Below are 26,148 nucleotides of genomic sequence, written 5' to 3' on the forward strand. Positions count from 1 at the left end.
GAGACCGTGGCCATGCAGATCCAGACCGCCGTCACGGCGCCCGCCGTCCCGCCTCTCCGCGGTACGGCGGAGCTCCTCAAGCTCACCGATCTCGCCGCCGTCCCGTGCGAGCCGGGGACCAAGGCCTGGCCCGGCACCTCGTTCGTGATGCCCGCGGATCTCGGGCTGGGCTCTTCGCCCCGGTCGCTCCCGCCGGTCCGGCCGCCCCGCGGCTGGGTCCCCGACGTGCTGCGTCACGAGAAGCTGCCCGGCGGCATGACGGTCACCACGGCTGCCTTGGAGACCGCCGGGCTGACGATGCTCCTGTGCGATCCGGACACGCGGCTCGTCGTGCCGTTCGGGCATGTGCTCGGCTACCGCGAGGTCGCCGCCGACGGCACCGTCCTGGAGGGACGCCACCGCCCGGAGGCGGTCGTGCGCCGCCTGGACGGCTCGGCCGTCGCCTACACCTTCATCCACAGCTGGGAGCGGGACGCGGCCGCCCCGGAATGGCCGAGGACGGAGGCTGCCATCCGCGCGGGCTACCGCCGCCTCGGCGTTGGCTTCCGCATGCTGACCGAGCACGTGCTGTTCGCCCGGACGCTCCGGGAGAACCGCGCCCGCATGCTGCGCGAGCGGGCCGGGTGCCAGGATCCCGACGTGGCGCGCGTGCGGGAATCGTTGGCCGGGCATGGGCTGCCGACCACCGTGGCGCGCTTCCACCGACGGGCGCGGCCCTTCCCTGCGCGCCGCCTCGACCGGACCCTCGGCTGCGTCATCGAGCTCGCGCTCGCCGGTGACGTCGCGCTCGACCTCAGGAAGCCCCTGGGACCCGACACGCGGATCGCCCGGGGGAGCCGCACATGAGCGCCGCGACCGCCCCGTCCGGGGAACCCCTGCGCCTGAAGTCTTCCGCGCAGCCGGCGAACCTGGGGCTGTTCCCAGGCGCCCCCGTCGTCCGGGAGGTGAAGAAGCGCAACTACCTGTGCGCCGTCGATGGCGACGGTGGCGACCACAAGGCGCTCGGCGACGCCCCCTTCCGCTCGCTTCTGGAACGTGATCTTCGGACCCTCCTCGGGGCCAATCCCGACATCGCGCACTACGCGGTCGAGCCGCACGAACTCACCTATTTCATCCCGGACGGTCGAGGCGGCCAGGAGAAGCACGTCTACGTCCCGGACGTGGTGTGCCGCTATCGAGCCGGCCCGATCGTCGTGATCGACGCGAAGGCCCTGTTCATCGCCGGGCGGCCGGGCTGGACACGGCGGCAGCCGCACATCGAGGAGGCCTACCGCCTCGACCACGGCGTCGCTTTCCTGACCCTGGACGAGGCCGAGATCCGGGCCGAGCCCCGGCTCTCGAACGCCCAGATCATGGAGCGGCACCGCTACATCGTCCCGGACGCCGTCGCCCTGCTGCGCGTCCGCGACGCCCTCGTGGCGCTCGGCCTGCCGACCACGATTGCGGCCGTGGTCAGGGCCGCCCGGCTGAACGACCGGCCGGGCGAGTGCCGCGCCTACACCGCCGTGATGAACCTGGCGCTGGCGGGCGAGGTCGCGCTCGACCTTGCCCGGCCGCTCTCCTTCCAGGCCGAGATCCGCGAGGTGGTGCCGTGAACGCGCCGTTTTCCGTCCCCTCCGTGCAAACCGCCCATGGGCAGGCGGCGACGCTGCGCTTCGACCTGCGCACCAAGGACATCCTCAACCTCGACGGGCGGACCCACGAGTTCGAGCGCCGCCTCGACGGGCGGCTGCAGTTCCTGCGCGTCGAGGACAAGGACGTGCTGTTCCTCACCGACGAGCAACTCGCCTTCCTGTCGGCGAGGGGCGAGGCGCGGCTCGTCGCCGGCAATTTCCAGTACGGCAAGCCGAGAGGCCCGCTGCCGAACCGCCTCAAGCTCACGAAGGAGCAGGTCGCCGAGGCGGACCGGAAGCTCGATTACGTGAACGCCTGCATCCGGGGCTTCGTCGAGGGCGAGGCGCGGCCCCGCGCGCCCTGGGAGTTCCGACGCTCGAAGCCGGCGCTCGACCCCGTCATCCTGCGGGTGGCGCTGAGCAAGGGCGAGAAGGCGCCGCACTTCACCACGGTGCTCAACTGGTTCGACCTCTGGATGACGCTCGGCGACATCCACGGCAAGGCGTGCCTCGTCGACCGGCACCAGCACAAGGGCAACCGGCGCCGGCCGTTCGGGCATGTGGGCGAGGTCGCGCTGGAGCGCGGCGTCTGGCGCTGGCTCAGCCCGAACATGACCACGGAGGTGGCCTACGCCAAGGTCGTCACCTCGGTCGGGGCCTACAAGCGCACCCTCTCGCGCCATCTCTCGCCGGAGGAACTCGACCAGATCCGGGTCCCGTCGATCCGCACGTTCCAGCGCCGTTGCAAGGACGTCGACAAGTACGTCCGGGATTACTACCGCAAGGGTCCCGAGTACGCGGCGAAGATGCACCGCACCTATGAGGTGCAGCCGCTTCCGGACCGGCCGTACCAGGACGTCGAGGTCGACCACTGCGTACTCGACATCCTGCTCGTCGACGACGACAGCGACGTCGTCCTCGGCCGGCCGGACCTGATTATTTTCCGCTGCCGCAAGACGGGGATGATCGTCGGGGCGTCGCTCGGCTACGAGGCCCCGAGCTTCGCCAGCTTCGTCGCCGGCCTGCGGCACGCGATGTACCCCAAGGACATGTCGCCCTTCCCGGCCGTGCGGATGCCGTGGCCGTGCTTCGGCCGGATCGAAAACCTCTGGGTCGACAATGCTTTGCATTTTATCGGCAAGGACATCGAGGCCGCCGCGCGCGAGCTGAAGATGAACAAGCCGCGGTTCAAGCCGAAGTGCCCCTGGCTCAAGGGCGCCCTCGAAAGATTCTTCGGCTACCTCAACACGGGTCTGATCCACCTGCTCCCGGGCACGACGCTGTCCAACACGGTCAAGCGGCGCGAGCCCGACCCGGAGACCCTGGACTGCGCCAAGATCCGGAAATCGGAGTTCGAGGCGCTGCTGATGTTCTTCATCTGCGACGTCCACAACGTCCACCGGTCGAAGGGCCTGGGCCTCCTGCGCGGCATCGGCGACATCCCGCTCCGGGTCTGGAACCAGGAGGCGGCCCGCCATCCCAGCGGCCCGCTCCCGCCAGTCGACCTGTTCGTCGCCCTGTGCGGCGAGTGGGAGGACCGCACGATCCAGAACGACGGGATCGTCTGGGACCACGTCAAGTACGAATGCCCGGAGCTGATCACGCTCATCACCAACCCGGGGCACCGGAACGCGCGGGAGGACGGCGCGGGCACGCGCTACCGGTGCGTGCGCGACCCGAGCGACATCGGCCGGATCTACGTGATCGACCCGTACGACCAAGACGGGCGCATCATCACGGTGCCGGCGACCCGGGCCCATCGCGCCTATGCCGAGGGGCGCCACCGGCACGTCCACGACCTCGCCGTCGAGAATGCCAGGCGCATGGTCAAGGGCGCGTTCGATTTCGATGCCATGGCCCGGGCGCTCGACCTCCTCGGGGACGCGGCCGCCGCAGCGCGGGCGAAACCGGAGCGCAAGGCCATCCATCGCGGCCTCGCCCGTTTCCTCGACGGCGAGCGCAAGCGGCGCTTCCGCAGCGAGGTGCGCACGGGCACGCCGGCGCTTCCCGCCACCACCGCGGGGCACCTCGATCCCCTGGCCATCGCGCGCCGTCCGAAGGCCGCGACGGCGCCGGAGCCAGGGCCCGATCCCGCTGGGTCGCCCCCGGCCCCGAGGCTCCTCGCCGCCGGCGGGCACCGCGATGCGTCGGTCCCGGCGCCGCCACAGGGCGCCATGGCGTCGGCGGACGGTGCCCCCGGCCCGATGCCGCCTGCCCCGGTCCGGGACGAGCCCGAGGAGGCCTCGTCGGCCATCGTGCCGGCACCGGCGCCGGAGGCCCCCATTCCCGCGTCCGGGGCCCCCGGGCCCGACGACGATCTCGACGAGGAACTCGCGGCCCTCAGGGCCGACAGGAAGTGGAGTACGGGCGATGAGTGAGACCCTCCGGGACGACGAGCGGCTTCGCCGCGCCGAGCGCGCGGCGAAGCCGGCTGCCGAGCGGCAGCTCATCATGAAGAACCTCTTCGTGGGGCACGACCGCTTCGAGACCGCGACCGAGGCGGTCGCGCGGTTCCATCTGCCCGTGAAGGACGGCCTGCCGGACACCGGGTCGCTGTTCGTCCTCGCCGGCGATCCGCGGACGGGCAAGAGCTATGCCCTGAAGCGATATGCCCGCGGATTCCCGGCCGACCTGACCGGCTCCGAGGGAATCGTGCGGCGGGTGGCGTACGTCGACCTGCCTGTCGGCTGCAACAAGGCCGGCTTCGTGACCGCCCTCGCGGGAGTGCTGAACGCCGGCGACGTCACCCGAATGAAGGTCGACGCATTGTTCGGCAACGTGCTGAACGCCTTGGTCAAGCAGAAGGTCGAGCTGGTCCTCCTCGACGAGGTCCAGGAAGCCTTCACCACCGCACGACCAGGCGCGCTGAAGGACTGCCTGGGACTCGTCCGCAAGATCCTCAACCTCGGGACGCTCAACGTCGCCGCCGCAGGGCTCGTCGAGACCTACGGGATCATGGCGGCGGACAAGCAGCTGGAGGGGCGGGGCGGCCTGCCGCACCACATCATGCTGCCCTACTCCTGGGACAGCAAGGAGGAGCGCGCCCTCTTCCGCCTGCTCTGCGCCGAGATCGACGGCCGGCTGCCCTTCGCGGCGAAGTCGGGCCTCGGCTCGCAGTGGTTCGCATCGCGGCTCTACTGGGTGACCGACGGCATCATCGGCCGGCTGAAGGACTTCATCTTCGCGGCCGGGTGCCGGGCGCTCAACGACGGCGCCGAGCGGGTCGAGGTCGGACATTTCGCCGATGCCTGGGACCTCGTCAGGCCGGTCGGGATGACCTTCAACCCGTTCCGCGACGACATCGACCAAGCCCCGGCCCGCGCGACACCGCCCGCTAAGCCGACGCTGCAGCCGAAGGATCCGGCGCAGGGCGCCTTCGTCAAGTGAGGCGGCCGGCATGAGGACCTTCACGGACCTGCACGGGCGCTTCGAGCCTCCGCTCCCCGATTGGGGGCCGCCCCATCCGGGCGAGCCCGCCCACGGCTACGTCGTACGCCTCGGAGCCATGAGCGGGATCGGCAGCGTCGCCGTCCTGCTGAACTCGCACGGGCTGAACGGGCGGGACATCCAGCCCGCCGAGTGCCTGGAGTTCGCGCTGTCCTTCCCGCTCTCGGGAAAAGAGCAGCTGATCCATGCCACCCCCGTGGTCTCCCCGACCTCGGTCGTGATCATGGGCCAGGAAGTCCGGCGGCGGCACTGGCAGATCGGCCTGCGCCGCTTCTGTCCGGCCTGCCTCGCCGAGAGCCCGCATCACCGGGCCTGGTGGGACCTGCCGGCGTTCGCGCGCTGCCCGGACCACGATATCGACATCGTCGACCGCGACGCCTCGGGCCACCCCGTCCCATGGTGGTCGGCGTCGTTCACGCACGCCCCGACCGGCTCGCCGCTGCCGCGGCACGGCGTGCCGCGCCGCACGGTCCCGCGGCCGTCCCTGGAGGGCTACATCCTCGCCCGGCTGGGCGCCGCCGGGCCCCCGGCGGTCCCGCTGCTCGATGGCCTCCCCACCTTGGGCGACGTGCTCGACGCGGTGGAGCTCGTCGGCCGGGTCGCCCTCGGCGGAACCCTGCGGACGCGCCCGGTCGTTGGCGTGACCAAGGGTTTCGGCCTGCCCGCCGTGAACCGGGCCGGGTACGACGTGCTGCGCAAGGGGGAGGACGGGCTCGTCACGCTGCTCCACGCGGTCGCGGCCGCGCGCGCGGCCTTCAAGGACGGGCGCGGCAAGCGCGCGAGCTTCGGCTGGCTCGGCTCGGCCCTGAACGCGGAGAAAGGCTCGCACATCGGGATCCTCGCCGGTTGCATGCGGCGGGTGGCGATCGAGCGGGGCGACTTCTCGCCGTCGACCTGCGAGGCTTGGTACGCGGGCGAGGCGGGCTGGCTGCCGGTCCCGACCCTGGCGGCCGAGCTCGGCCTCACGGAGGAGCGACTTCGCCGCATCTCCGAGGCGCTCGGCATCCACGAGCGCCAGTTCGGAATCGCGCGTGCGCGGTACCGGGCCTTCAGCCCGGAGCAGGCGGAGTCGGTCAGGCGGACGTTGGCCTCATGCCTCGACCGGGACGGGGCCGCCGACGCGCTGGGGCTCCCGCGCGACACGTTCGACGCCCTCGTCTGCGCCGGCGTCATCACCCACTTCGTCAGGATCGGCACGGGTCGCGACCGCGACCGGTTCCGGCCCGAGGACGTGGCCACGCTCGCCGCGCGCCTGCTGCACAAGGTCGAGCCCGCGACCGACGTGCCGGACGGCCACCTGAGGCTGGCCGACCTCAGGCGGACCTGCAAGACCAACCCGGCGCGGTCGGTCGAGGCGATCCTGAAAGGGTATGCGGTCCCGCGGGGAAGGCTCGGACCGACCGTCGGCGACCTCCTGGTCCTCGACCCGCGCCGGGACCGCGGGGGCGGCATGCGGGCCGCGCGCGCGGCCTTGCGGACGCTCCCCGGCCTCAGCCGCTACCAGGCCGCCACCGTGCTCGGATGCAGGGTCGAGACGGTCGACGGCCTGATCGACGGAGGTCACCTGCGGGTGTGCTCCGGGGGGCGCGGCTGGCGCCGGATCGACGAGATATCCCTCGATGGGTTCCGCAGGATCTGGGCCCCCGCGGACATCTATGCCGACATCGCCGGGGCGGTGCGGTCGGGTCACGAGGCCGGTGCCGCGCTGGAGAAGCTCGGCGTCGAGACGCTGCGGGTTGCCCAGAAGGACGGAACCGTCACGCACATGGTCGACCGTGCCGGCGCGCGCTCGATATTGGTGCTGGCCTGCGACCCCGACGACCCGGCGGGCGGCGGCGTGCTCGCGTTCCAGGCCGCGCTGCTCCGCGCGCTCGGGCGGCGGGGAACGTTCAAGCTCGTCGGGCGAAGCCGCGGCCTGACCCTGTCCAGCGCCTCCGGCGACCTCACGATCCGGATCGAGGTCCAACCCGAGCGGGAGGCGGTGGAAGTCGTCCTGACCCGCGGGGGCCGCCCGCCTCGGGAGGTGGCGATCCAGGCCGCGCTCGGCGGACGCCTGCGTTGGCGCGAGGTGGCCGGACGGCTGGAGGTTGCCGACATCGTCGAGGCATCCGAGCTCTCGGCGCCGCGCGCCTGGCCGGACCTGGTTGCCCGTACGGTCGCCAGCACCGAGCTGTTGCGCGCGACCTTCCCGCAGGTCCGGGGAGCCACCGCGCCCGGTGGCGTCAAGGCGGCGCGGCCGGCCTTCCCGGAGACGGATCGATCCGAGCGGCCCGCGACGTGAACCTGCCGTTCGGTCAACCGGCGGTGTCCCGGTCCAAGCCTTCAGGCGCCTGCCGCTCGCTCGGGCGCCCCCGGCCCGACCGCTCCCGAGGGTTCCGGTGAGGCTGCCACCGGACTTGCGTAGAACGGCTTGAACCGGACGTGGTCGGCCAGCGCCGCGGGACGGTAGGGCGCGACCCCGTCGCACTGGACCACGGACGCGAGCCGGTAGCGCTCGTCGACGCTCGGGTGCACCGTGGCGTCGGGCCTGATCTCCCGGTCCCTGACTTCCCAGGTCTTGCCCTCCGCCCAGCGTCGTACCCAACCCGGCACCCACGAGGCCGAGACGCGCGCCGCGATGGCGTCCCGCATGCCGGCCACCTCGCAGTGCTGCACGCCCGCGGCGGACGGGTGCAGGCGTAGCCGCGGGATCCGCATCACCTCGACCGGGTGGCGCGGATCGGCGACGGGCGGCATCCCGTCCACCTTGAGGCCGTCCGGGACGCCGACGGCCTGCTCCAGCATCCACCGGAGCGCGATGTCGGACAGGCGGGATTCGGTCTCCTCGTAGCCGCCGCCGATGTCGGAGTGGTTGCCGGCGAACCAGAACTGCCGGAACTGGTCGGGCGCGCCGGGCGCCCGCGGCGGTCGGACCTCGGTCGGGCCCCACTTCACGCGGTCGAAGTCCTTGCGCCTCTCGTCGATGGCGATTGCCGCGCGGGCGTAGCCGACCTGGGCGCTGAGGAGGCGGTCGAAGTTCTCGCCCTTCCACTCCGCCACGTGGCTCTTCGACCTTCCCGGCCCGGGCCAGTCCACGATGGTCTTGGTCTTCGCCGCGGCGACGCGCCGCCTCACCACCCCTGCGACCGCGACGGAAGCGGCCACGAGGATGCCCGCGGTGATCAGGTCCGCTTTCCAGAAGGGGCCGTCGAACAGGTAGGAGATGCCCCCGACCAGGGCGGAGGTGACGGCGATGGCGATGCCGAGCGGGATGACGGCCGCGGCCGCCAAGCTGGCCTTGATCAGGGTGCGTTTCGGGCCGGCGACGCCGAGCGCGGCTACCGTGTCGAAGGTCCCGATGAAGTAGGGCTCGACGTTGGACTTGCCGCCACCCTCGGGATGTTCAGAGCCGTACCGCGCCCGGAACCGGCGGGCGAGCTCGTGCCGCTCCGCGTCGAAGTCCGCGCGCGGGTGGCCGGCACCGTGCTCCAGCACCGTCTCGACCGCTTCGCGCGCGATGTCCCGCGTCATCTTGCGGAAGCGCAGCAGAGCGCCGCCGGCACCCGTGGCGGGCACCCCGCAGTACATCAGGAGGTTCGCCACGCAGCGGACCGTGTAGGCCCCCCGGCTGAAGCCGATCAGGTAGATGCGGTCGCCCGGCTCGTAGTGGTCGATGATGAAGCGATAGCAGTCCGCGATGTTCGTGGTGATCCCGCGCCCCGAGAGGGAGGCCGCCATCTTCTGCACGAACCGCACGGGCGCCGTCAGCGCCGTGGCGCCGATGTCGGTGCCCAGCCCCGGGTCGTAGAAGGCGACCTGCTCCGCCGGGTCGATGCCGCTCTCGGGCCCGACCTTGCAGACGCGGTACATCTTGTAGACGTTGCTGACTCGCTGCTCGGGGCGGACGCCGCCATCCTGCCCGGTGCCGTCGGAGAAGACCACGATATTCTTGGGCATCCGCCTGCCTCTGGAACGCCGGGGCCCGGGATGGGCGACAGCAGCCTTTGCGTCCCTGGCAGCGATGCCGCCCGGGACGGGGTTTCAGATTTCCGCCCGCGCTTGCGCCTGCCTCAGGCGACGGGGCACGGGGTGTACGGCTCGACCTCGTCGAGGAGGAGGTTCCGGTGGATCTCGCGCCCGGCGCCCTCGACGAGGACCCGGGCCATGGCCGGCAGCTCCGCCTTCGCGCGCAGGTAGTCGTCCAGCGCGATGGGGTTGGTGCTCTCCGGCGCGTCGATGCGCGTCAGCCGGTCACGGCCGATGAGCAGGCCCGCCTGCCCGATGGCGTTGTGCGACTGCGCCTTCATGGCCGCCTGGATGACGCCGCGCCACTGGATCATGCCGCCGGAGGTCTTGTTCGCATCGACCTTGAAAGCGGTCTCCCCGCAGCCGAGGCTGAGCACCTGGATCTGGCCGCGGTCGATGTCGAAGCAGGCGAGCGCGTCGACCACCGCGTTCATCGTCGGGTTGTTCGACCACAGGCCGCCGTCGACCATCACGTAGCCGTTGTTCGCCAGCGCCTCGAAGTAGGTCGGGGCGGCCGCAGTGCTCAGGGCGACCCTGACCATGCGCTCGGATCGGTCCTTCCTGTAGGCGGGGTGGTGGGGCGTCTTGAAGACGAACGGCTCGCCGTGGAACCCCTCGAAGGCGGGGATGCAGAGCCGGGTCCGGGCCTCGCCGAAGGTGGTCTCCCCGAAGATCCGCAGCAGCTCGTCTTCGAGCGGCTTGCGCTCGTAGACGTAGCGGTAGCGCTGGCGCACGAACCGGGTGAGTCGCTCGATCCGCGACGGGGGCGGGAAGATGTTGCCGCCGCGCTCGACGTAGACGTCGCGGATCTCGCGCGCCGTCAGGCCGTGGGCGAGCGCGAGCGCGATGATGCCGCCGGTCGAGGTCCCGGCGATCATGTCGAAGTGCCGGGCGATCGAGCGCCCTTCGAGAAATCGGCCCTCAAGCTCGGCGAGCACCGCGGCCGGGAGGATGCCGCAGATGCCGCCCCCGTCGACGGAGAGGATCCGGAAGGGCCGATCCTTGGGCCACGGCAGGGGCTGCCTGCGGTCCTGCTGGGTGCCGTCGGAGCGGCGCGGGGGAACGTAGCTCATCGTCCGGCTTCCTTGGCGGCGGGGGGTTCGGCGTGCCGCCCGCCCCCGGACCACCGTCCGGTCGCGCGCCAGCCTTCGTAGCAACCGAGCCAGTCGAGGGCCCAGGGAATGGTCGTCTCGGCGATCAGGCTGAACGGGGTCCACTCGCCGATCTCGTGGTCGAACAGGCACAGGACCGGGTCGCCGGCCCGGTCGACGTAGACGTGCGGCAGCGTGCCCTCGCCGTCCCCGGGGCGGCGCCGGAGGACCGGCGAGATCACCCGGACCTCGGGCTGCTGCCGCAGGGGGGCGATCCGCTCGATGACGAGGGGGACCTGGTACGAGACCCGCACCTCGTAGGCGAGCATGAAGGGCTTGAGCGTGCCGAGCCAGGTCGCCGCCCGCTCGGAGCGCTCGACGAGCCTGAACGACGGCCATGACGCCCGGATGGCCCGGTCCTGGTCGGCGATGGAGGGGAAGACGCTCACCACCGGCGCCCCCCGCGGAAGGTGTGGGCGCTCGCCCGGGCCGGTGCCGCGGCGGCCGCGCCGCCGACGCCGACCAGCGCCGGGCGGCTCGGGACGTAGAGGCCGCCCCGCGGCGTGTAGGCGTGGAGCCCGGACTGGACCGCCCGGCCGGTCCGGTCGTTGAACCGGCGGACCGAGGTCGAGACGACGTGGCCGCCGAAGCGCTCCCGCAGCCAGTCCTGGATGTCCTCCAGGCTCGAACCGTGCTGCTTGATCCACGCGAGGCCGTCCGCGAGGTCCGTGAGCTTGGCGGCGTACGCGTCCTGCTGGGCGAGGTTCTCCGGCCAGCGGTCGGTGAAGCAATCCTCCGCGTGAACGGGGTTGACGACCCTGATGGGCTCGCGGCGGACGCTGGCCGCCCGCAGGGCGCTCGCCACCGAGCGGGCGAGGCGGATCACCATGTCGGCGAGCGGCAGGCCCGGATGCGAGGCCTGCCCCGCGAAGCAGGAGAGCATCACCGAGGGCGGGATGCGCCCCGTGGCCCCGGCGTAGGCCACGTTGCGGTGGCGCTTGAGCAGCTGCAGGGCGACGGTCGCCACCGCCTTCACGATGATGGGCACCTGGTCGAGGATCTCGTCGACCTCGGCGTCCGCCCGCACCTCCATGCCGTAGGCCTCGTGCAGCCGCTTGTTGAAGGCGGCCGCGAACCGGCGCTCCAGCGGCGTGCGCGCCCGGTACCACTCGGCGAAGCCGTATGCGTTCATCGGCACGTGGAAGTGCTCGGACACGGGCTTGTCCGGGTGGGCGTGGAAGATGTGGCTGACCCGCTCCGCGCCGTGTCCCAGGCGCACCGCCGGGGTCACGTCGACGTGCATCCGGTCGGCGTAGCGGACGGTCACGCACCGAGTCTGGCGCTCGACCTTCTGACCGGTCGGATATCCTTCCAGCGAGCGGTACAGCAGGTCGAGAACCGCGTCCGGCCCGGAATGCGGATCGAGATCTAGCGCCGCGACGATGTCGAGATCGTACTCGTCGTCCGTGCCGCGCGTCGACGTCGTCGCGTCGATGGCCATGCTGCCCTGCGGGTAGAAGCGCAGGATGCGCCCGTTCAGCGGGCTGCCGGGACGTTCCGCGAAGTCGCGGATGGCCTCGTAGCGGCCGCCTGCCTTCGCGTGCAGGCCGGGCGGCAGCTGCACCGAGATGGCGATGTCGGCCATGACCGCGTCGAGCGCGCTGGCGAAGGGGTCGAGGCCGGGGGGGTGTCGGAAGTGGTTCATGGGGTCGCTCCTTGGCTGGACGCTCGTCAAGGTTGAAAACCCCTGCGTCCGTGGCATCCTGCCGAGGTATGCCGGCCAAGCTCGCGTCTCAGAATTTGGCCGGCGCGGATTCTGAAAATCGCGGGCGGGGGGCATAGGGGATGTCGGTCGGACGTTTGGCCGGGCGGTCGGCTGCGGAGGCGAGCCGGGGGCGAACGGGTGGGCGATGACCTCAGCCCGGAGGAATTCGGGGCGGCCTACCGCGACCTGTCGCGCGACGACCGCAAGAAACTGGTCGTCATCGCGAAGCGGTTGTGCGGGGGCACCACGCTCAACCCGGGCGACCTCCTGAACGAGGCGATCTGCCGGACCCTGCTCGGCACGAGGCAGTGCGGCCGGGAGCTGAACATCGTCGCCTACCTCGTGGGCGTGATGCGCAGCCTCGTCTCGCACGAGCGGGAGAGGCAGAAGCGGTCGGTCACGACCGACGACGCGGAGGAGGTCGACGCCCACATGCGCGCCCGGCTTGGCGAGAAGCCGAGGGCCGGTAGCGCGGAGGACGCCATCATCGACACCCAGGAGAGGGTGAGGATCATCGCGGAGGTGTTCGAGATGTTCCAGGACCAGCCGGAGGAGCTCGCGGTGCTGGAAGCCCTCAGGGACGAGCTCGCCGGCAAGGCGCTGAGGGAGCGCACCGGGCTGGCACAGGGCGATCTCGACTACGCGAAAAAGCGCATCAGGAAGGCGCTCTCCCTCCGCTACCCGAAAGGATGGAGATCATGAACCGAGAGATGACCAAGGACGAGAGGTTCCTGGACGCCCTGGATGACCTCTACATCGAGGGGATCCTGGCGGCCTCTCCCGAGGAGCTCAAGGCGGAGCTGCTCGCCATCGGGGAGGACTCGGACACACTCGTCGCCATTGCGGACGCCGCTTTCGAGCGCGCCCACGCCGCCTGCGCCGCCGACGCGTGCCCTGCCCCAACCGCTGCCCCACCGGCCGCGTCGACGACCGAAGGCGGGATCGACCCCTTCGCCGCACGGGCCGACGGAGGATTGCGCGGGGTGGCGCGCCGCTTCGGCTGCAACCTGAACTTCCTCGGGCGGCTCAAGGACCGGCTCATCCGCGTCGAGGATCTGAGCGCCGGTTTCCTGGCACGTCTGGCCGAGGCGCTCGGGACCGGCGCGGACGAGCTTGCCCGCTTCCTCGCGGGGCCCGCGCGGGTGCCCGTGGCCGCGCGGTTCAAGTCGGACGGCAAGCCGGAGGCCGTCGAGAAGCAATCGCTGGCCGAGGCGATCGAGAGCTCGGGGTTGAGCGACGAGCAGAAGCGGTACCTGGCATCGCTCTAGGAAGGACATCGCCGCCGTGGACGCGTTCGAGGTTGTCAGGGCGAGGGCGGCGCAGGTCCACGCGGCGGCGGTCGAGGGCGGCGCCGATCCGTTCCGCCCCCTGGATCTCGTGGTCGCGGCCATCGACGCCCACGAGATCGATCTCAGCTGGTTGCGCCCCGGCGATGCCTACCTTCGCGGCGGGCGCGGCCTCTACGACCCGAGCCTCCCGGCCATCGCCTGCGAGGATCGCGGGGACCCGACGGCCAAGGCGTTGCTCGCGGGGCACGAGCTCGGACACGCCGTCCTGCACGATCCCGATGACGTCATCGTCGACGGCGACATCGACCCGAGCCGCGCCGTGGAGGCCGCCGCCACGGGCGTGGAGAAGGTCGAGGGTTACGGCCGGCGCGAGCGTCGGGAGTTGCAGGCCGACCTGTTCGCCCGCGAGCTGGTCCTGCCGCGGGCCTCGGCGCGCCGCCTCTTCCTGGAGGATGGGCACGGTGCCGAGGACATCGTCCGCCTCACCGGGCTGCCCCAAGCCCTCGTCTTCCAGCAGTTGGCCGATTGCCTGCTGCTGCCGGAGCACCGGCCGCGTGCCGAGCCCGGTGCCGGGGCCGGGCGTCCGCTCGACGACAGCCAGCGGGCCGCCGCCTTCCACGAGGGTACTCCGTTCCTGCTGCAGGCGGGTCCCGGTACGGGGAAGACGCGCACGCTGGTCAGCCGCATCGAACGGCTCCTCGACCGGGGCGCGACCGCATCCGAGATCCTCGTCCTCACCTTCTCGAACAAGGCGGCGGGCGAACTCGTCGAGCGGTTGACCGCTCGCCTGCCCGAGGCGGCCGCCGCGGCCTGGATCGGCACGTTCCACGGCTTCGGCCTCGACGTCCTGCGGCAGTTCCACGACCGCGAAGGGCTGCCCGACGACCCGCGGCTCGTGGACAAGGCCGACGCCATCGGCATGCTCGAAGATCTCGTTCCGCGGCTGCCGCTCCATCACTTCCGGAACCTGCACGACCCCACGCTCGAACTGAGCGACATCCTCGCCGCGGTGTCGCGGGCGAAGGACGAACTCACGCTTCCGGACGCGTACATGGCCCTCGCCGAGCGGATGGCTGAACGGGCCGGCGACGACGGGGAGGCCCGGCTGCGCGCCGAGAAGGCCATCGAGGTCGCGGCGGTCTACCGCGTCTACGACGCCGAGATGCGGCGGCTCGGCCGGCTCGACTTCGGCGACCTCGTCATGCGGCCGACGCTCCTGCTGGAGCGGGACCGCGGCGCCCTGGACATCCTGCGCGCCAAGCACCGCCACATCCTCGTCGACGAGTACCAGGACGTGAACCGGGCGAGCGTCAGGCTGCTCAAGGCATTGGCGGGCGGAGGCGAGCGGCTCTGGGTCGTCGGCGACTCCCGCCAATCGATCTATCGGTTCCGCGGCGCCTGCTCGGCCAACATGACGGCCTTCGAGGCCGATTTTCCCGGGCGCCGGATCGGGCGCCTGACGGTGAACTACCGCTCGTCGGCGGAGGTCGTCGCGGCGTTCTCGGCCTTCGCGACCGACATGGCGGCCTCGCGCGGCGTCCTCCCGCTCGACCTCACCGCCCACGCGGGTGCCTCCCACGCGCACCCCGAGACGCGCACGGTCGAACGCCCGGAGGACGAGGCCGCCGCGGTCGCCGCCCGCATCCTCGAACTTCGGCAGGTTCACGGCGTGGACTTCCGGGACCAGGCCGTCCTGTGCCGAGGCAACGCCCGCCTGGCCGCGGTCGCGGCGGCGCTCGAACGGCGCGACGTTCCCGTGCTGTTTCTCGGCACCCTGTTCGAGCGGGACGAGATCCGCGACCTGCTCGCCGTCCTGGCGCTGCTGGTCGATCCCAAGGCCGGCACCCTGGCCCGGGTCGCGCGCATGCCGCGGTACGCGATGCCGCTCGAAGACGTCGGTCGTCTCCATCGCGTCCTCGCGCGGCGCGAGGAGCCGATGGCATGGGCGACGGAATCGGCGGCCCCGCTCGGCGCCCCGGCGGCGGCGGCGCTGGCGAACCTCCGCGCCGACCTTCAGGGCCTGGGCGCGGCCAGCCACCCCTGGGAGGCGCTCTGCCGCCTGCTGTTCGATCGCCGGCACCTGCTGCCCGATCCCCGCCCGCCGCTTCGGACCCGGGACCGGATGCGGATGGTGGCCCTCTGGCAGTTCCTCGCGTTCTGCCGCGAGCTGCCGCCGGGCCAGGGGCTCCCGATCCAACGCCTGCTGGACCGCACGAGGCGGTTGGTCCTCCTGTCCGAGGAGCGGGATCTCCGCCAGATGCCCGCGGCCGCGGCCGCGATGGACGGGGTCAGCCTGATGACCGTCCACGCCAGTAAGGGCCTGGAGTTCGAGGCCGTGCACATCCCCGGTATGGTGGGTCAGGGATTTCCGAGCGGCGGCCGGACCCCGCGCTGCCCGCCCCCGGACGGGCTCGTCGCCGGCGCCGAGGGCTTGTCGGGAGTGGACGCGATCCGGCGCGGGCATGCCGAGGAGGAGGAATGCCTCTTCTTCGTCGCGGCTTCCCGGGCGCGCCGCCACCTCACCCTCCTCGCGGCGCGCCGCAAGGCGAACGGAAGCGGGCGCCCGCTCTCGCCCTTCCTCGACAAGGTCGCCGAGGTCGTGCGGGACGTGCCCGATCCGCCGTTGCACCTGCGCGAGGCGCCCGAGCCCGACCGTCACCGGATCGGCGTCGCGTGGGAGGGGCCGCCCTCCTTCACCGCCGAGCAGATCTCACTCTACGACCGGTGTCCCCGCCGCTTCTTTTACACGCACGTGCTGGGCGCGGCCGGCGGTCGCCGCTCGACCCCCTTCGTCAGGATGCACGACGTGGTGCACGAGGTCCTGCGCTGGCTCAGGGAGGACGCGCGGAATTGGGGCCTCCCGCTTGAGGCGGTGCGGGCGTGCTTCGACGCGGTCTGGTCAGAGAAGGGGCCGACCGAGGGATATGCCGAGGAGCTCAGACGGATGGGGTTCGAACTGGTGGAGGCGCTCATGCGAACCCGGGAAGGACATGTCCCCGGGCTGCGCGAGCCCGTCGCCATCGATCTCGGCGGCCTCGGCCTCGTCGTGTTGCCCGACGAGGTGCGCGGCGATGGGGCTGCCACGGTCTACCGAAGGGTGCGGACCGGCCGGAGGAGGAAGGAAGAGGAGGACGACCTCGTCTACGCCGCCTATCTCATGGCGGCCGGCCTGCGCCACGGCCCGGGTGCGCGGGTCGAGGCCATCCACCTGAGCGGGGACGGCGTGATGGACATCCCGCTGACCCAGAGGAAGCGAACGAACCGCGAGCGCAAGCTGCGACTGATCGCGGAGGGTATCCTCGCGGGCGACTTCCCCCCGGAACCCGACGAGAGGGCCTGCCCGCGGTGCCCGCACTACGTGACCTGCGGGCCCGTGCCGGCGGGCATCCTCGCGGCTCACCGTCCCGATGAGGCGTAGCCGACGGCTGGACAAGGTCGTGATTACGCTGCGGACGATGCCGCGGCCGCCTGCGTCGGGCTCGGCTGAGGTGCTTGATATGAAAACCATGAGCCGTGGCAGTTATTTGACTGGTAAAGTGCCGACCGCACGCCACGACGTACCCGATCAGCCGTCACCTGAGCTGCGACTTGGCGGCACCATTCGTCTGAACCGCGGTCAGACCAGATCGGCTTGATCGCATGAGGAGCCGTTTCCGACTTATTTCAAACCTGCGGAGGGGCCGCTTGCCGAAGGCGTGATCGTCCCTGGCTAACCCCGAAGGCCGGAAGCGGAGTGCCCGCTTCGGAGAAGGCCCGCTGCAATGCCGGACGGGCTCCTACCGACCCAACTGCGCCGTAGAAGCAGTCCGACGTCGTTCTCGAAAGCAGACATCGAAACTGGGCTCGCGCCGCCAAGGTACTCTTATGAGTGTTCGCCTTCCGAACTAGCGCCCCCCACTCGATCAATCCACAGTCTGCATCTGGACGACACTGCCGAGTTCACCGGGCTTGCCCGAGACCACCACGAGGTAGCGCCGGCTAGCGCCGGCATCCGTGCGGGTGACCTGTCGGATCGGGCCGATCGCGTTGACGATGGCCGCGCCGGCCGGGTTGGTCATGAAGGCGGCGAGCGGCTCCAGGCCGGTCGCTCCCTTCGGATTGGCGGCGAGCGCCAGCACGAAGGGCATTTTCGCGGGCAGTCCTGTGACCGCGGCCTGTAGCGTTTGCAGCACGCCTTGGTCGAACAGGGTGACCTGCGTCGCCGGCTTGTCATCGGAACCGGTGAGCGTCAGCGCGCTGGTCTTGCCGGCAGCACCCAGCGGCTGGAGGTTCTGCTTTCCGTCGCCCTCCGGCACGGCGTTCGGGACGTAGGCGACGCCCTGCGGACCCTGCCCGATCGGCACCTCAGCGATCACCGTGTTCGACGCCGTGTCGATCACCGCCGCCATGTCGGCGTTCTCCAGGCCGACATAGACGCGGCTGCCGTCGCCCGAGGGCCAGAGCCCGTGCGGCAGGGCGCCGGTCGCGATGGTGGCGACCTGAGAGAAGTCGTCGGTGCGGAACACCTTGAGCTGGTTCAGGCCGCCGATCGTCACGTAGGCGAACTGGCCGGCCTTGGTCGAGACGATGTTGACGTGGTTGGTGATCGGCCCGGTCTCGATCGTCTTCAGCGGCGCGAAGGGCGGACGCGCCGAAAACACTTGGGTGCGGCCGACATCCTTAAGGGTGAACCACACCTGCTTGCCGTCCGGCGTCGCGGCGATGTCGGGGCAGAACGGGCTCTCTTGCTTCACGCGGCCGACGATGGTGTGGGTCTTGGTGTCGATGACGACGGTCTCGGGGCTGAAGCTGGAGCAGACGTAGCCGTAGGCGCCGTCCGGCGAGAAGATCGTCATGCCGGGCCCGTTCGGTACGGTGATCCGGCGGGTCTCCTTGGCGGTGGCGGCATCGAGCACCGCGATATGGTCCTCGCCGCGCACGCTCACCCAAACCTCTCGGCCGTCCGGCGTGAAGAAGGCTTCGTGCGGCGAGCGGCCGACATAGGCGGTGTGGCGGACCGCGTTGGTCGCCGTGTCTATGAAGCTCACGGAGTTCGAACCGATCGAGACCGCGAGCAGGGTCCTGTGGTCCGGCGAGAAGCCCATGCCGTGAACCAGAAGCTGCCCGCGATAGAGCGGGCTCAGGTTCATCGGCGTCGGGTCGCCGAGCCGGATCACCCCGAGCAGGGTGTTGGCGGCGGGATCGACCACCGAGACCGTGTTGGAGAACTGGTCGGAGGTGTAGAACCGATCCTTGCCGCTAACCGGCACGTCCGGGGCGGAAGCTGCGCCCGGGGCCTGCCCGGCGAGCGCCGGGCCGGAGAGCAGCGCGAGGGCGAGGATAGTCAGGGCGGTCTTCATCGGCGGGTCTCCGAGGGCATGGCGGCGGGGGCTGCACTGTGGTCGTGGGAATGGGCCGCACCAGTCGATGGCTGCGGCGCTTTAGGAAGACTGGCGAGCGCACGGCGCATCACATCGATCTCCTGGCCCTGCTCGACGACGATTCCCTGCGCGAGGCGACGCAGGACCGGATCCTTGCCGTAGAGCAGCTCCGCCTTGGCCATCGCGATCGCGCCCTCGTGGTGGGGGATCATCATCGCGGCGAAATCGCGGTCGGGATCGCCCGAGGGCGGGACCATCATGTCGGCGTGCATCCGCGTCATCGACTGCGCCATCATCGCGTCGAACGACGTTGACGACGCGGCCGGAGGCTCGCTGGCGGCCAGCGTCGGGCGCATCATCATCCGGCCGCCGACGAGGCCGCTCGCCATCAGCGCCGACGTCACGGCAAATCCCAGTGCTCCGCGCATGCGGCCTCCTCGCGATCCGGTATCAATGGAAGGGATGCCAGCGGACCGCCTTTATTCCGCGGCGGGGCCGAAAAAGCGTTCGCGCCGATGGGATCGCCTTTTTTCGTGTGTCAGCGGAATAAAGGCGCCCGTTTCGCATCCCTCCCGATGCGGTCATGCTCGACCGCGGGAGACTTCACCCATGCGCAATCTGCTGATCCGCACCGCCTTCGCGGCTATCGCCTTCTCCGCCGTGGCCGCCCAGGCCGCCGCGCCCGCCATGACGGCCGAGACCGCCAAGGGGCCGGCGCTCGTGGATGCCAAGAGCATGACCCTCTACACCTTTGACAAGGACATGGGCGGCAAGTCGATGTGCAACGGCCCCTGCGCCGCCAACTGGCCGGCCCTGACGGCTGCCTCCGGATCGGCGGCCTCCGGCGATTGGACGACGGTGACCCGGGACGACGGCACGATGCAGTGGGCCTACAAGGGCAAGCCGCTCTACACCTTCGCCAAGGACACCAAGCCGGGCGACACCACCGGTGACGGCTTCCTCAACGGTGCGTGGCACATCGCAAAGCCCTGATCGGTGAATGCCCGGATCGGCTCCCTCTGATTGGGACACGTCGTTGGACGAGATCGCCCCCCTGATCGAACCGCAGATCCCGGCCCTGCGGCGCTACGCGGTCGCGCTTCTTCGGGATCGCGAAGCGGCGGACGACCTCGTCCAGGACACCCTGGAGCGGGCATTGTCCGCCTGGTCCGGGCGTCGCCGCGACGGCGACCTGCGGGCGTGGTTGTTCACGATCGAGCGCAACCTGTTCCTCGCCGCCGTCCGACGCCGGGGCCGGCGCGGCGCCGATCTCGGCGCGGAAGCGTTGGAGCAGGTGCCCGATCCGAGCGCCGACCCGGGGGCAGCTTTGGGAGCCCGTGACGTACTCGCAGGGCTCGACACCCTGCCCGAGGAGCAGCGCTCGGTGTTGCTCCTCGTGGCGGTGGAGGACCTGTCCTATGCCGAAGCGGCACAGGTGCTCGGGGTGCCGCTCGGCACGGTGATGTCACGATTGAGCCGGGCGCGCACGCGGATGCGCGGATTTGTGGAGACGGGCCGGACAGGCCTGCTGAGGAGGGTTAAATGAGCGGGGATCCGCGCCCGGTCGGCGAGGACGATCTGCACGGCCTGATCGACGGCCGCCTTGAACCGGAGCGGCAGGCGCTGGTCGAGGCGTGGCTCGTGGGGAACCCCGCGCGTGCGGCTGAAGTCTCGACGGACCGAGTTCTGCGCGAGCGCCTGCGCGCCCGCCTCGCGCCGATCGCCGAGGAGGCGATCCCGGCGCGACTGCGGGTGGCCAACATCCGCTCGCGACACCTGTACCCTGGCGCACGCTGGTTCCCCATGGCGGCTGCGGCCGTGCTCTGCCTCGCGCTCGGCAGTGCCGGCGGCTGGGTTGGCCATGCCCTGCACGGTGTGCCCGCGGCGGCGGCGGTGGCGGAGGCACCGGCGACGCAGGACGCGGTCGCAGCCTTCCGCACCTTCGTGGTCGAGGCGGTGCATCCGGTGGAGGTGCGCGCCGACGAGAAGCCCCACCTCGTGACGTGGCTCTCGAAGCGTCTCGGTCACGCGGTCGCGGCCCCCGACCTCTCGGCGCAGGGCTTCCGGCTGATGGGCGGGCGCCTGTTGCCGGCCGGCACCGAGCCCGCGGCGATGTTGATGTACGACGACGACCGCGGCACCCGGCTGACGCTCTACAGCCGCGTCGGTGACGGCGACGGCCGCACGCTCTTCCGCTTCGCCCGCGAGGGCGACATCGCTGCCTTCTCCTGGGTCGATGGTGGCATGTCATACGTCGTCACCGGCCGCACCGACGAGGCCCGGCTGCTCTCCGTCGCGCAGGCGGTCGATGCGCACGTCCGCGGCCTCGCGCCGGATCGTCGGCAGCCATGACCCTCGATCAGCTTCGCATCTTCGTGGCGGTGGCCGAGCGACAGCACGTGACGCGGGCCGCCGAGGCGCTGAACCTCGTCCAGTCGGCGGTCAGCACGGCGATCGCCAACATCGAGGGGCGGCACGCGACGAAGCTGTTTCACCGGGTTGGCCGCGGGATCGAGCTGACCGAAGCAGGGCGCGTGTTCCTCGTCGAGGCCCGCGCCGTGCTCGCCCGGGCCGAGGCCGCCGAACTTGTGCTCGCCGACCTCAGCGGCCTACGACGCGGGACGCTGGCGCTTTTTGCCAGCCAGACCATCGCCAGCGACTGGCTGCCTCGCCACCTCGTCGCCTTCCGCCGGGCCTACCCTGAGATCGCTATCCGGTTGGCGGTGGGCAACACCACCGACGCCGCCGACGCGGTGCGCGCGGGGCAGGCCGAACTCGGCTTCGTCGAGGGGGCGCTGGACGACCCGACGCTCGCAAGCACGACCATCGCCCAGGACAAACTCGTCCTCGTGGTCGCCCCAAACCATCCCTTCGCCGGGGCGGCTGCACTCGCACCCGAAGACCTCGCCGGGGCCGACTGGGTGCTGCGCGAAGCGGGATCGGGAACCCGCTCGGCCTTCGAGGCGACCCTGGGTGCGGCCGGCCTTGCCGCGGCCCAGCTCCGGGTCATGCTCGAACTGCCCTCGAACGAGGCAGTGCGCGCCGCCGTCGAGGCCGGGGGCGGGGCCGCCGTCCTGTCCGAGACCGTGGTCGCCGCAGCGCTTCGAACCGGGACCCTGGTGCGGGCGGCGTTCGACTTACCGAGCCGGCCGTTCCGGGTGCTGCGCCACAAGGAGCGCTACCGCAGCCGGGCCGCCGACGCGCTTCTCGACCTGATCGCGACGGCGAACATCAAATGAGCGAGCCCGCGAAACCAGTGCCCCCCGACGACCCGCGGGTGAGGCTCGCCGAGGACCGGACGGTGCTGGCAGCCGAGCGTACGTTCGTGGCGTGGCTTCGAACCGGGCTCGCCTTTCTGGGCGTCGGCTTGGCCGCGCAGCGCTTCCTGCGGGAGGTGCTGGCGGTCTGGCCGCTGAAGGTGCTGTCGCTCACGTTGATCGGCTGCGCGCTTGCCTCGTTCGCCGGCGCCGCATGGCGGGACCGGGCGATCCGGGCGCGTCTCGCCCATGCCGAGATCCCGATGATGCCGCGCATCCTCACCATCGGGATCGCGGCCTTGCTGATCGCGATCTCGGGCCTCGCGGCCACCGCCTTGCTCTGGGCGTGATGATCAGGCCACGGTGACCCGCACCCGGTGCCATGCGGCGCTAAGGTAGCCCTTGTAGTTCCAGGTGTCGTCGGGGGCGGCCGGCTGGGTCTGGCCGGCGGAGTCCCAGGCCCGCACCGCAAGTTCGTGCTCGCCGGCCGTCAGCTCGCGCTCGATCTCCCAGAATGTCCACGCGTAGGGCGCGTCGGCATCGCGGTCGATCCGGGCCTGCGCCCAGCTGCGGCCGCCATCCGTCGAGACGTCGACGCGGGCGACCGCGCGGTCGCTGGCGATGGCATAGCCGCGGATCGCGTGCCGGCCGGCCTTCAACGCCGCGCCGCGGGCGGGCTCGCAGATCGCGCTGTTGAGCGGCATCGCCTCGATGGTGATGCCGTGGGCGGGGTCCGCGGTCTCGGCCGTCACGTCGGGCGGAAACAGCTTGTAGTCGTCGGCCTGCATCGGGTTGTCGGAGGGCCGGTCCTGCACCGTGATCCGGGCGAGCCATTTCGGGCTGCGGATGCCGGCAAATCCCGGCACCACCACGCGCAACGGATGGCCGTGCTCGGGGGCGAGAGGCTCGCCGTTCATCGCGAAGGCAAGCAGCGTCTCGGGCGCCAGCGCCTTGGCGAGAGGGATCGAGGCGCCGAAGCGCGTGTCCGTGTCCGCGATCCGGTCGTGGCTCTCGAAGGCGACGTAGCGCTCTTCATCTGCATCGATGCCGGCCGCGCGCAGCACCTCGGCGAGCCGCACGCCGGTCCATTCCGCGTTGCCGATGGCACCGGGCGCCCACGGGTCACCGGAGACCGGCGCCACCGCCAGCATGTCGGCCCGTCTGTTGCCGGCGCATTGCATCACCGCCGTGACGGTGGCGTGCGCAAAGCGCGCCTTGAGTTCCGCGAGGGAGAGTTCGAGCGGCATGGTGACCATGCCATCTACCGTCAGGCGGTAGCTGTCGGCGTCGAGGTCCGGGATGTCGCCGTGGCTGCGGACGTAGAAGTCGGCCTGTTCGGTGAGGAACGCCGCCCGCAGGCGATCGAGCGGCGGCTCGGCGTTGTAGGGCGCCTTTCCGTGGACGATGAGGCGGTCCTTGCGCTGGAACAGGCGGAGCATGGGGTCTTTGTCCTGCGTACTTGACATGTCGACGACGAGAACGCGCCGGGGGCGATAAGGCCCCCGGCGCGCGTCGCCTCAGGGCTTCATTGTCGAGACCACCGCATTCTTCGCGCGATCGACCACGGCGACGCTGAGATCGCGGTTGAGGACGTAGGCGCGGGCGTTGTCGGCCGAGAACGCGATCGCCTGGCGCGGCTCGTTCAGGCCGGTCACCGTGGCGACAACCTTGAGGGTGCCGGTGTCGATCACTGAGAGTGAGTTGTCCTTGAGGTTGCCGGAATAGACGAAGCGACCGTCCGGTGTCAGTGCGGCTCCGTAGGGGTCCTTGCCCACCTCCACCTCGGAGGTGACTTTGCGGGCGGCGATATCGACCACGCCGATGGTATTGCGGCCGCTGTTGGCGGCAAACAGCGTCTTGCCGTCCTTGGTGATCGAGATGGCGCGCAGCTTGTCGAACCCAGCGATCTCGCCGGTGATCTTGTTGGTGGCGGTATCGACCAACGTGATTTTGTCGCCGAGGAAGTTCGTCACGAACACGGTCTTGCCGTCGGGCGACAGCTTCACGCCCTGGCGCGGCTGCGCGAAGCCGGGAATCACGGCATCTGCCAGCATAGTCTTGGTGTCGAACACGGTCAGCGTGCTCGCGGCCTCGTTGTTGACGTAGAGCTTGCCCCCGTCGGCCGAGAGCACGGTGCCGAAGACCCCGGGCCCGGCGGCGAGAACGCCGGCTTCCTTGCCGGTGGCGGTCTCGTAGACCGTGATCCGGCCGGTGCCGCTGTCGGAGACGTAGAAGCGGGCGCCGTCCGGCGCGAACACGATGTTGCGCGGCGTGACGAAGCCGTCGAGGCGGCGCAGCACCGTGCCCTTGGCGACGTCGTAGACGACGACGGCGCTCTCCTCGCTGTTCGATACAGCGGCGACGGTCCCGGCAGCGTTCAGCGCCAAGGCGTTGTTCTTGATCGCGCCGTCGAAACCAGCGGCGGACCCGGGCTGGCCCTGGGCGAGAAGCAAGGCAGCTCCGGCGAGGAAGGCGCGGAGACTGGTGCGGATATGGGTCATGAAGCGGGTCTCTTGGGCATGCGCGCTCGTTCGGCGGCCGGGGCCAGCCGTGCGGGCGGGTTCGAAATCGGATTGCGTCGTGCGGGACCGGTCCGGCCATGCATCGCCTTAAGGAGATGCCAGCGAGGGCGGTCTATTCCCCGAGGCCGGCGAAAAAACGCGGCGGCCTCGGGATTCGGGAGTTCAGGGGGTCGGCTTCAACGCCGTGAGGTAGTCGACGATGGTCTGCACGTCGGCCTGATCGACCGGAGCCTTGTAGATGTGGACCATCTTGTTCACGGTCTCGGTCCACTGCGCCTTCGTGAGCTTGGGCTGGGTCAACACCATCCCGGCCGAATGGCAGGCGAGGCAGTTGTTGTTGACCGCCTCGGCCCCGGGCCCGTCGGGGAAGATCCGGTCGGAGGTCGGCATCTCGATCGATTGCGAGGTGAAGCGCATCGGCTCGGGAGCCGGGGCGGCGAGCGCCACCAGGGGAGACAGTATGAGCGCGACGCTGAGGGCTGCAGAGCGGATCGGGGTCATGGCTGTTCTCCTCAAGCGGCCTGGAAGGACACGGTTTCTATACCGTTCTGCATGAAGCCGGCCCCGTTCCAGACCCGGTCCGTGGGCTGCGCGACGCCGTTGGTGTTGGTGCAGCGGACCTTCACCGTGTGGGTGCCGGCGGCCAACGCCGGCAGGCTGCCCTCGAAGCGGCGGAAGCTGTAGGGGCCCTCGTCCGCGCCGAGCTGTGCTGGAAACCACGTCGCGCCGCCGTCGCCGGAGAAGTCGACCGCCTTCACCCCGCAATCGCCGCCGAAAGCGATGCCGCGCAACGCCACCGGCGCGCCGGCCGTCACCTTGGCGCCATCCTGCAGGTTGGTGACGAACGAGCGCGGTACCATCTTGTTGATCGGCACCGTCTTGAAGCCGGTCTGGCCGGGCTTGATGTTGGCGCCCGGCACGTCCGGGATGCGGTAGGCGGTCTTCATCCAGTACTGGTCGTCGGGCTTGTCCAGCACCTCGATCTCCGACAACATCTTGACCCAGTAGGTCGAGTACCAGCCCGGCACCACGAGGCGAAGCGGGAAGCCGTTGAGAAGCGGCAATTGCTCGCCGTTCATCGCGTAGGCGATCATCACCTCACCGTCGTTGGCGTGGTCGAGATCGAGCGACTTCTTGAAGTCCGGCGCGTCGTCCACGACCGGCTCATCGAGGCCGCTGAAGCGCACCTGCACGGCACCGGCCTTCACCCCGGCCTTTTCGAGCACGTCCTTGAGGCGCACCCCGGTCCAGCGGGCGTTTCCCATCGAGCCGTTGGCCCATTGCGCGCCGGGAACCCGCGGCTCGAACAGCCCGCGGGAGTTGCCCGAGCACTGGTTGACCGCGGCGATCTCGAAGCGCGGCAGGCCGGCGATGGCATCGAGGGAGAGCGAGAGCTCCTTCTCGACATGACCGTGGACCTTGAGACGGAAGGTGCCGGCATCAACCTCGGTTGGGATCGAGGCCCAGTGCCAGCGCACGTAGAAGCGGTCGTTGGGGGTGAACACGCCCTCATCGAACACCGCAAACGGCGTCTCCAGCAGCGGCGGATGGGTACGCTGGAGGATCATCTCGCCCTTGCCGGGAAAGGCCGTCGTGAGATCCCGCACATCCGGGCCGCCGGGTAGCGGCAGCTTCACCGAGCCCGCGGCCCAGGCCGGCATCGCGGCGGCAAGGCTGCCGAGCCCGAGCCCGCCCAACAGGAGGCGGCGGTTCGTCGGTCTTTCCAATCCGTGCATCGTCTCTCCCTTCAAAGTTCGTCGGCGTCGATGCGTTCGAGGGCACCGGACCCGTGGCGATTC

At 70.8% G+C, this 26,148-nt stretch carries 23 protein-coding genes; 13 read left to right on the plus strand and 10 right to left on the minus strand.

Features of this window, described 5'->3' with window-relative positions:
* Positions 1 to 12: 12 nt before the first annotated feature.
* From WYO_RS00490 to WYO_RS00510, 5 genes are read left to right on the plus strand one after another with little or no spacing between them, the layout of a single operon-like run.
* Complete coding sequence (locus WYO_RS00490; protein ID WP_007557713.1) at positions 13 to 846, plus strand: hypothetical protein; 834 nt, start codon at positions 13 to 15, stop codon at positions 844 to 846.
* Positions 843 to 1,595 carry a hypothetical protein gene (locus tag WYO_RS00495; RefSeq protein WP_007557715.1) on the plus strand — a complete coding sequence of 251 codons (753 nt, stop codon included), beginning with the start codon at positions 843 to 845 and terminating at the stop codon, positions 1,593 to 1,595. Before WYO_RS00490 ends, WYO_RS00495 begins: the two co-directional genes overlap by 4 nt.
* A complete protein-coding gene (locus WYO_RS00500) occupies positions 1,592 to 3,991 on the plus strand; it encodes a Mu transposase C-terminal domain-containing protein (protein WP_007557716.1) in 2,400 nt (799 codons plus the stop codon). The genes WYO_RS00495 and WYO_RS00500 overlap by 4 nt, the downstream gene beginning before the upstream one ends.
* Complete coding sequence (locus WYO_RS31315; protein ID WP_007557718.1) at positions 3,984 to 5,000, plus strand: TniB family NTP-binding protein; 1,017 nt, start codon at positions 3,984 to 3,986, stop codon at positions 4,998 to 5,000. Before WYO_RS00500 ends, WYO_RS31315 begins: the two co-directional genes overlap by 8 nt.
* Before the next feature lie 10 nt (positions 5,001 to 5,010).
* Positions 5,011 to 7,341 carry a TniQ family protein gene (locus WYO_RS00510; protein ID WP_007557721.1) on the plus strand — a complete coding sequence of 777 codons (2,331 nt, stop codon included), beginning with the start codon at positions 5,011 to 5,013 and terminating at the stop codon, positions 7,339 to 7,341.
* Between the two features lie 41 nt (positions 7,342 to 7,382).
* Here WYO_RS00510 and WYO_RS00515 read toward each other — a convergent pair whose 3' ends face one another.
* The 4 genes from WYO_RS00515 to WYO_RS00530 form a co-directional block, all read right to left on the minus strand.
* Entirely contained in the window at positions 7,383 to 8,996 is a 1,614-nt protein-coding gene (locus tag WYO_RS00515; protein WP_007557723.1) for a DUF2235 domain-containing protein, read from the minus strand.
* A 113-nt stretch (positions 8,997 to 9,109) separates the two neighbouring features.
* Complete coding sequence (locus WYO_RS00520) at positions 9,110 to 10,138, minus strand: CBASS cGAMP-activated phospholipase (RefSeq protein ID WP_007557725.1); 1,029 nt, start codon at positions 10,136 to 10,138, stop codon at positions 9,110 to 9,112.
* On the minus strand, positions 10,135 to 10,605 hold the full coding sequence (locus WYO_RS00525) for a hypothetical protein (protein ID WP_230365442.1): 471 nt from the start codon (positions 10,603 to 10,605) through the stop codon (positions 10,135 to 10,137). The genes WYO_RS00520 and WYO_RS00525 overlap by 4 nt, the downstream gene beginning before the upstream one ends.
* Positions 10,602 to 11,861 (minus strand): nucleotidyltransferase, encoded by a 1,260-nt coding sequence (locus WYO_RS00530; RefSeq protein WP_007557730.1) that lies wholly within the window; start codon positions 11,859 to 11,861, stop codon positions 10,602 to 10,604. Before WYO_RS00530 ends, WYO_RS00525 begins: the two co-directional genes overlap by 4 nt.
* A 198-nt stretch (positions 11,862 to 12,059) precedes the next feature.
* Here WYO_RS00530 and WYO_RS00535 point away from each other — a divergent pair, with 198 nt between their 5' ends.
* The 3 genes from WYO_RS00535 to WYO_RS00545 are packed head-to-tail and all read left to right on the plus strand — an operon-like array spanning position 12,060 to position 16,628.
* A complete protein-coding gene (locus tag WYO_RS00535; protein WP_007557732.1) occupies positions 12,060 to 12,623 on the plus strand; it encodes a hypothetical protein in 564 nt (187 codons plus the stop codon).
* Positions 12,624 to 12,631: 8 nt separating this feature from the next.
* A complete protein-coding gene (locus WYO_RS00540) occupies positions 12,632 to 13,189 on the plus strand; it encodes a hypothetical protein (RefSeq protein ID WP_128754885.1) in 558 nt (185 codons plus the stop codon).
* Between the two features lie 16 nt (positions 13,190 to 13,205).
* Entirely contained in the window at positions 13,206 to 16,628 is a 3,423-nt protein-coding gene (locus tag WYO_RS00545) for an ATP-dependent helicase (protein WP_007557735.1), read from the plus strand.
* A 484-nt stretch (positions 16,629 to 17,112) separates the two neighbouring features.
* Here the strand turns inward: WYO_RS00545 and WYO_RS00550 are convergent, their stop codons facing one another.
* Together WYO_RS00550 and WYO_RS00555 are read right to left on the minus strand one after the other, a co-directional pair.
* Positions 17,113 to 18,549 carry a YncE family protein gene (locus WYO_RS00550; RefSeq protein WP_007557737.1) on the minus strand — a complete coding sequence of 479 codons (1,437 nt, stop codon included), beginning with the start codon at positions 18,547 to 18,549 and terminating at the stop codon, positions 17,113 to 17,115.
* On the minus strand, positions 18,546 to 18,998 hold the full coding sequence (locus tag WYO_RS00555) for a DUF305 domain-containing protein (RefSeq protein WP_007557739.1): 453 nt from the start codon (positions 18,996 to 18,998) through the stop codon (positions 18,546 to 18,548). Before WYO_RS00555 ends, WYO_RS00550 begins: the two co-directional genes overlap by 4 nt.
* A gap of 181 nt (positions 18,999 to 19,179) precedes the next feature.
* Here WYO_RS00555 and WYO_RS00560 point away from each other — a divergent pair, with 181 nt between their 5' ends.
* The 5 genes from WYO_RS00560 to WYO_RS00580 are packed head-to-tail and all read left to right on the plus strand — an operon-like array spanning position 19,180 to position 22,177.
* Positions 19,180 to 19,563, plus strand: a complete 384-nt coding sequence (locus WYO_RS00560) for a hypothetical protein (RefSeq protein ID WP_007557741.1) — start codon at positions 19,180 to 19,182, stop codon at positions 19,561 to 19,563.
* Positions 19,564 to 19,606: 43 nt separating this feature from the next.
* Entirely contained in the window at positions 19,607 to 20,116 is a 510-nt protein-coding gene (locus tag WYO_RS00565; RefSeq protein ID WP_007557743.1) for a sigma-70 family RNA polymerase sigma factor, read from the plus strand.
* On the plus strand, positions 20,113 to 20,922 hold the full coding sequence (locus WYO_RS00570; RefSeq protein WP_007557745.1) for an anti-sigma factor: 810 nt from the start codon (positions 20,113 to 20,115) through the stop codon (positions 20,920 to 20,922). The genes WYO_RS00565 and WYO_RS00570 overlap by 4 nt, the downstream gene beginning before the upstream one ends.
* A complete protein-coding gene (locus WYO_RS00575; protein WP_007557747.1) occupies positions 20,919 to 21,809 on the plus strand; it encodes a LysR family transcriptional regulator in 891 nt (296 codons plus the stop codon). Before WYO_RS00570 ends, WYO_RS00575 begins: the two co-directional genes overlap by 4 nt.
* Positions 21,806 to 22,177 (plus strand): DUF202 domain-containing protein, encoded by a 372-nt coding sequence (locus WYO_RS00580; RefSeq protein WP_007557749.1) that lies wholly within the window; start codon positions 21,806 to 21,808, stop codon positions 22,175 to 22,177. The genes WYO_RS00575 and WYO_RS00580 overlap by 4 nt, the downstream gene beginning before the upstream one ends.
* A 3-nt stretch (positions 22,178 to 22,180) precedes the next feature.
* On the opposite strand, the gene WYO_RS00585 is transcribed toward WYO_RS00580, so the two are convergent.
* The 4 genes from WYO_RS00585 to WYO_RS00600 all read right to left on the minus strand — a co-directional run bounded on the left by WYO_RS00585 (position 22,181) and on the right by WYO_RS00600 (position 26,085).
* Positions 22,181 to 23,266, minus strand: coding sequence for a sulfite oxidase (locus WYO_RS00585; protein WP_007557751.1), 1,086 nt, complete (start codon positions 23,264 to 23,266; stop codon positions 22,181 to 22,183).
* Between the two features lie 78 nt (positions 23,267 to 23,344).
* Complete coding sequence (locus WYO_RS00590) at positions 23,345 to 24,328, minus strand: beta-propeller fold lactonase family protein (protein ID WP_007557753.1); 984 nt, start codon at positions 24,326 to 24,328, stop codon at positions 23,345 to 23,347.
* A 183-nt stretch (positions 24,329 to 24,511) separates the two neighbouring features.
* Positions 24,512 to 24,850, minus strand: a complete 339-nt coding sequence (locus WYO_RS00595) for a cytochrome c (RefSeq protein ID WP_007557755.1) — start codon at positions 24,848 to 24,850, stop codon at positions 24,512 to 24,514.
* 11 nt (positions 24,851 to 24,861) lie between these two features.
* The gene (locus tag WYO_RS00600; RefSeq protein ID WP_007557757.1) at positions 24,862 to 26,085 is read right to left on the minus strand and encodes a molybdopterin-dependent oxidoreductase; all 1,224 of its coding nucleotides are present in this window, start codon (positions 26,083 to 26,085) and stop codon (positions 24,862 to 24,864) included.
* Between the last annotated feature and the right edge of the window lie 63 nt (positions 26,086 to 26,148).

The sequence above is a fragment of the Methylobacterium sp. GXF4 genome (genome assembly GCF_000272495.1).
Taxonomy (GTDB): Bacteria; Pseudomonadota; Alphaproteobacteria; order Rhizobiales; family Beijerinckiaceae; genus Methylobacterium; species Methylobacterium brachiatum.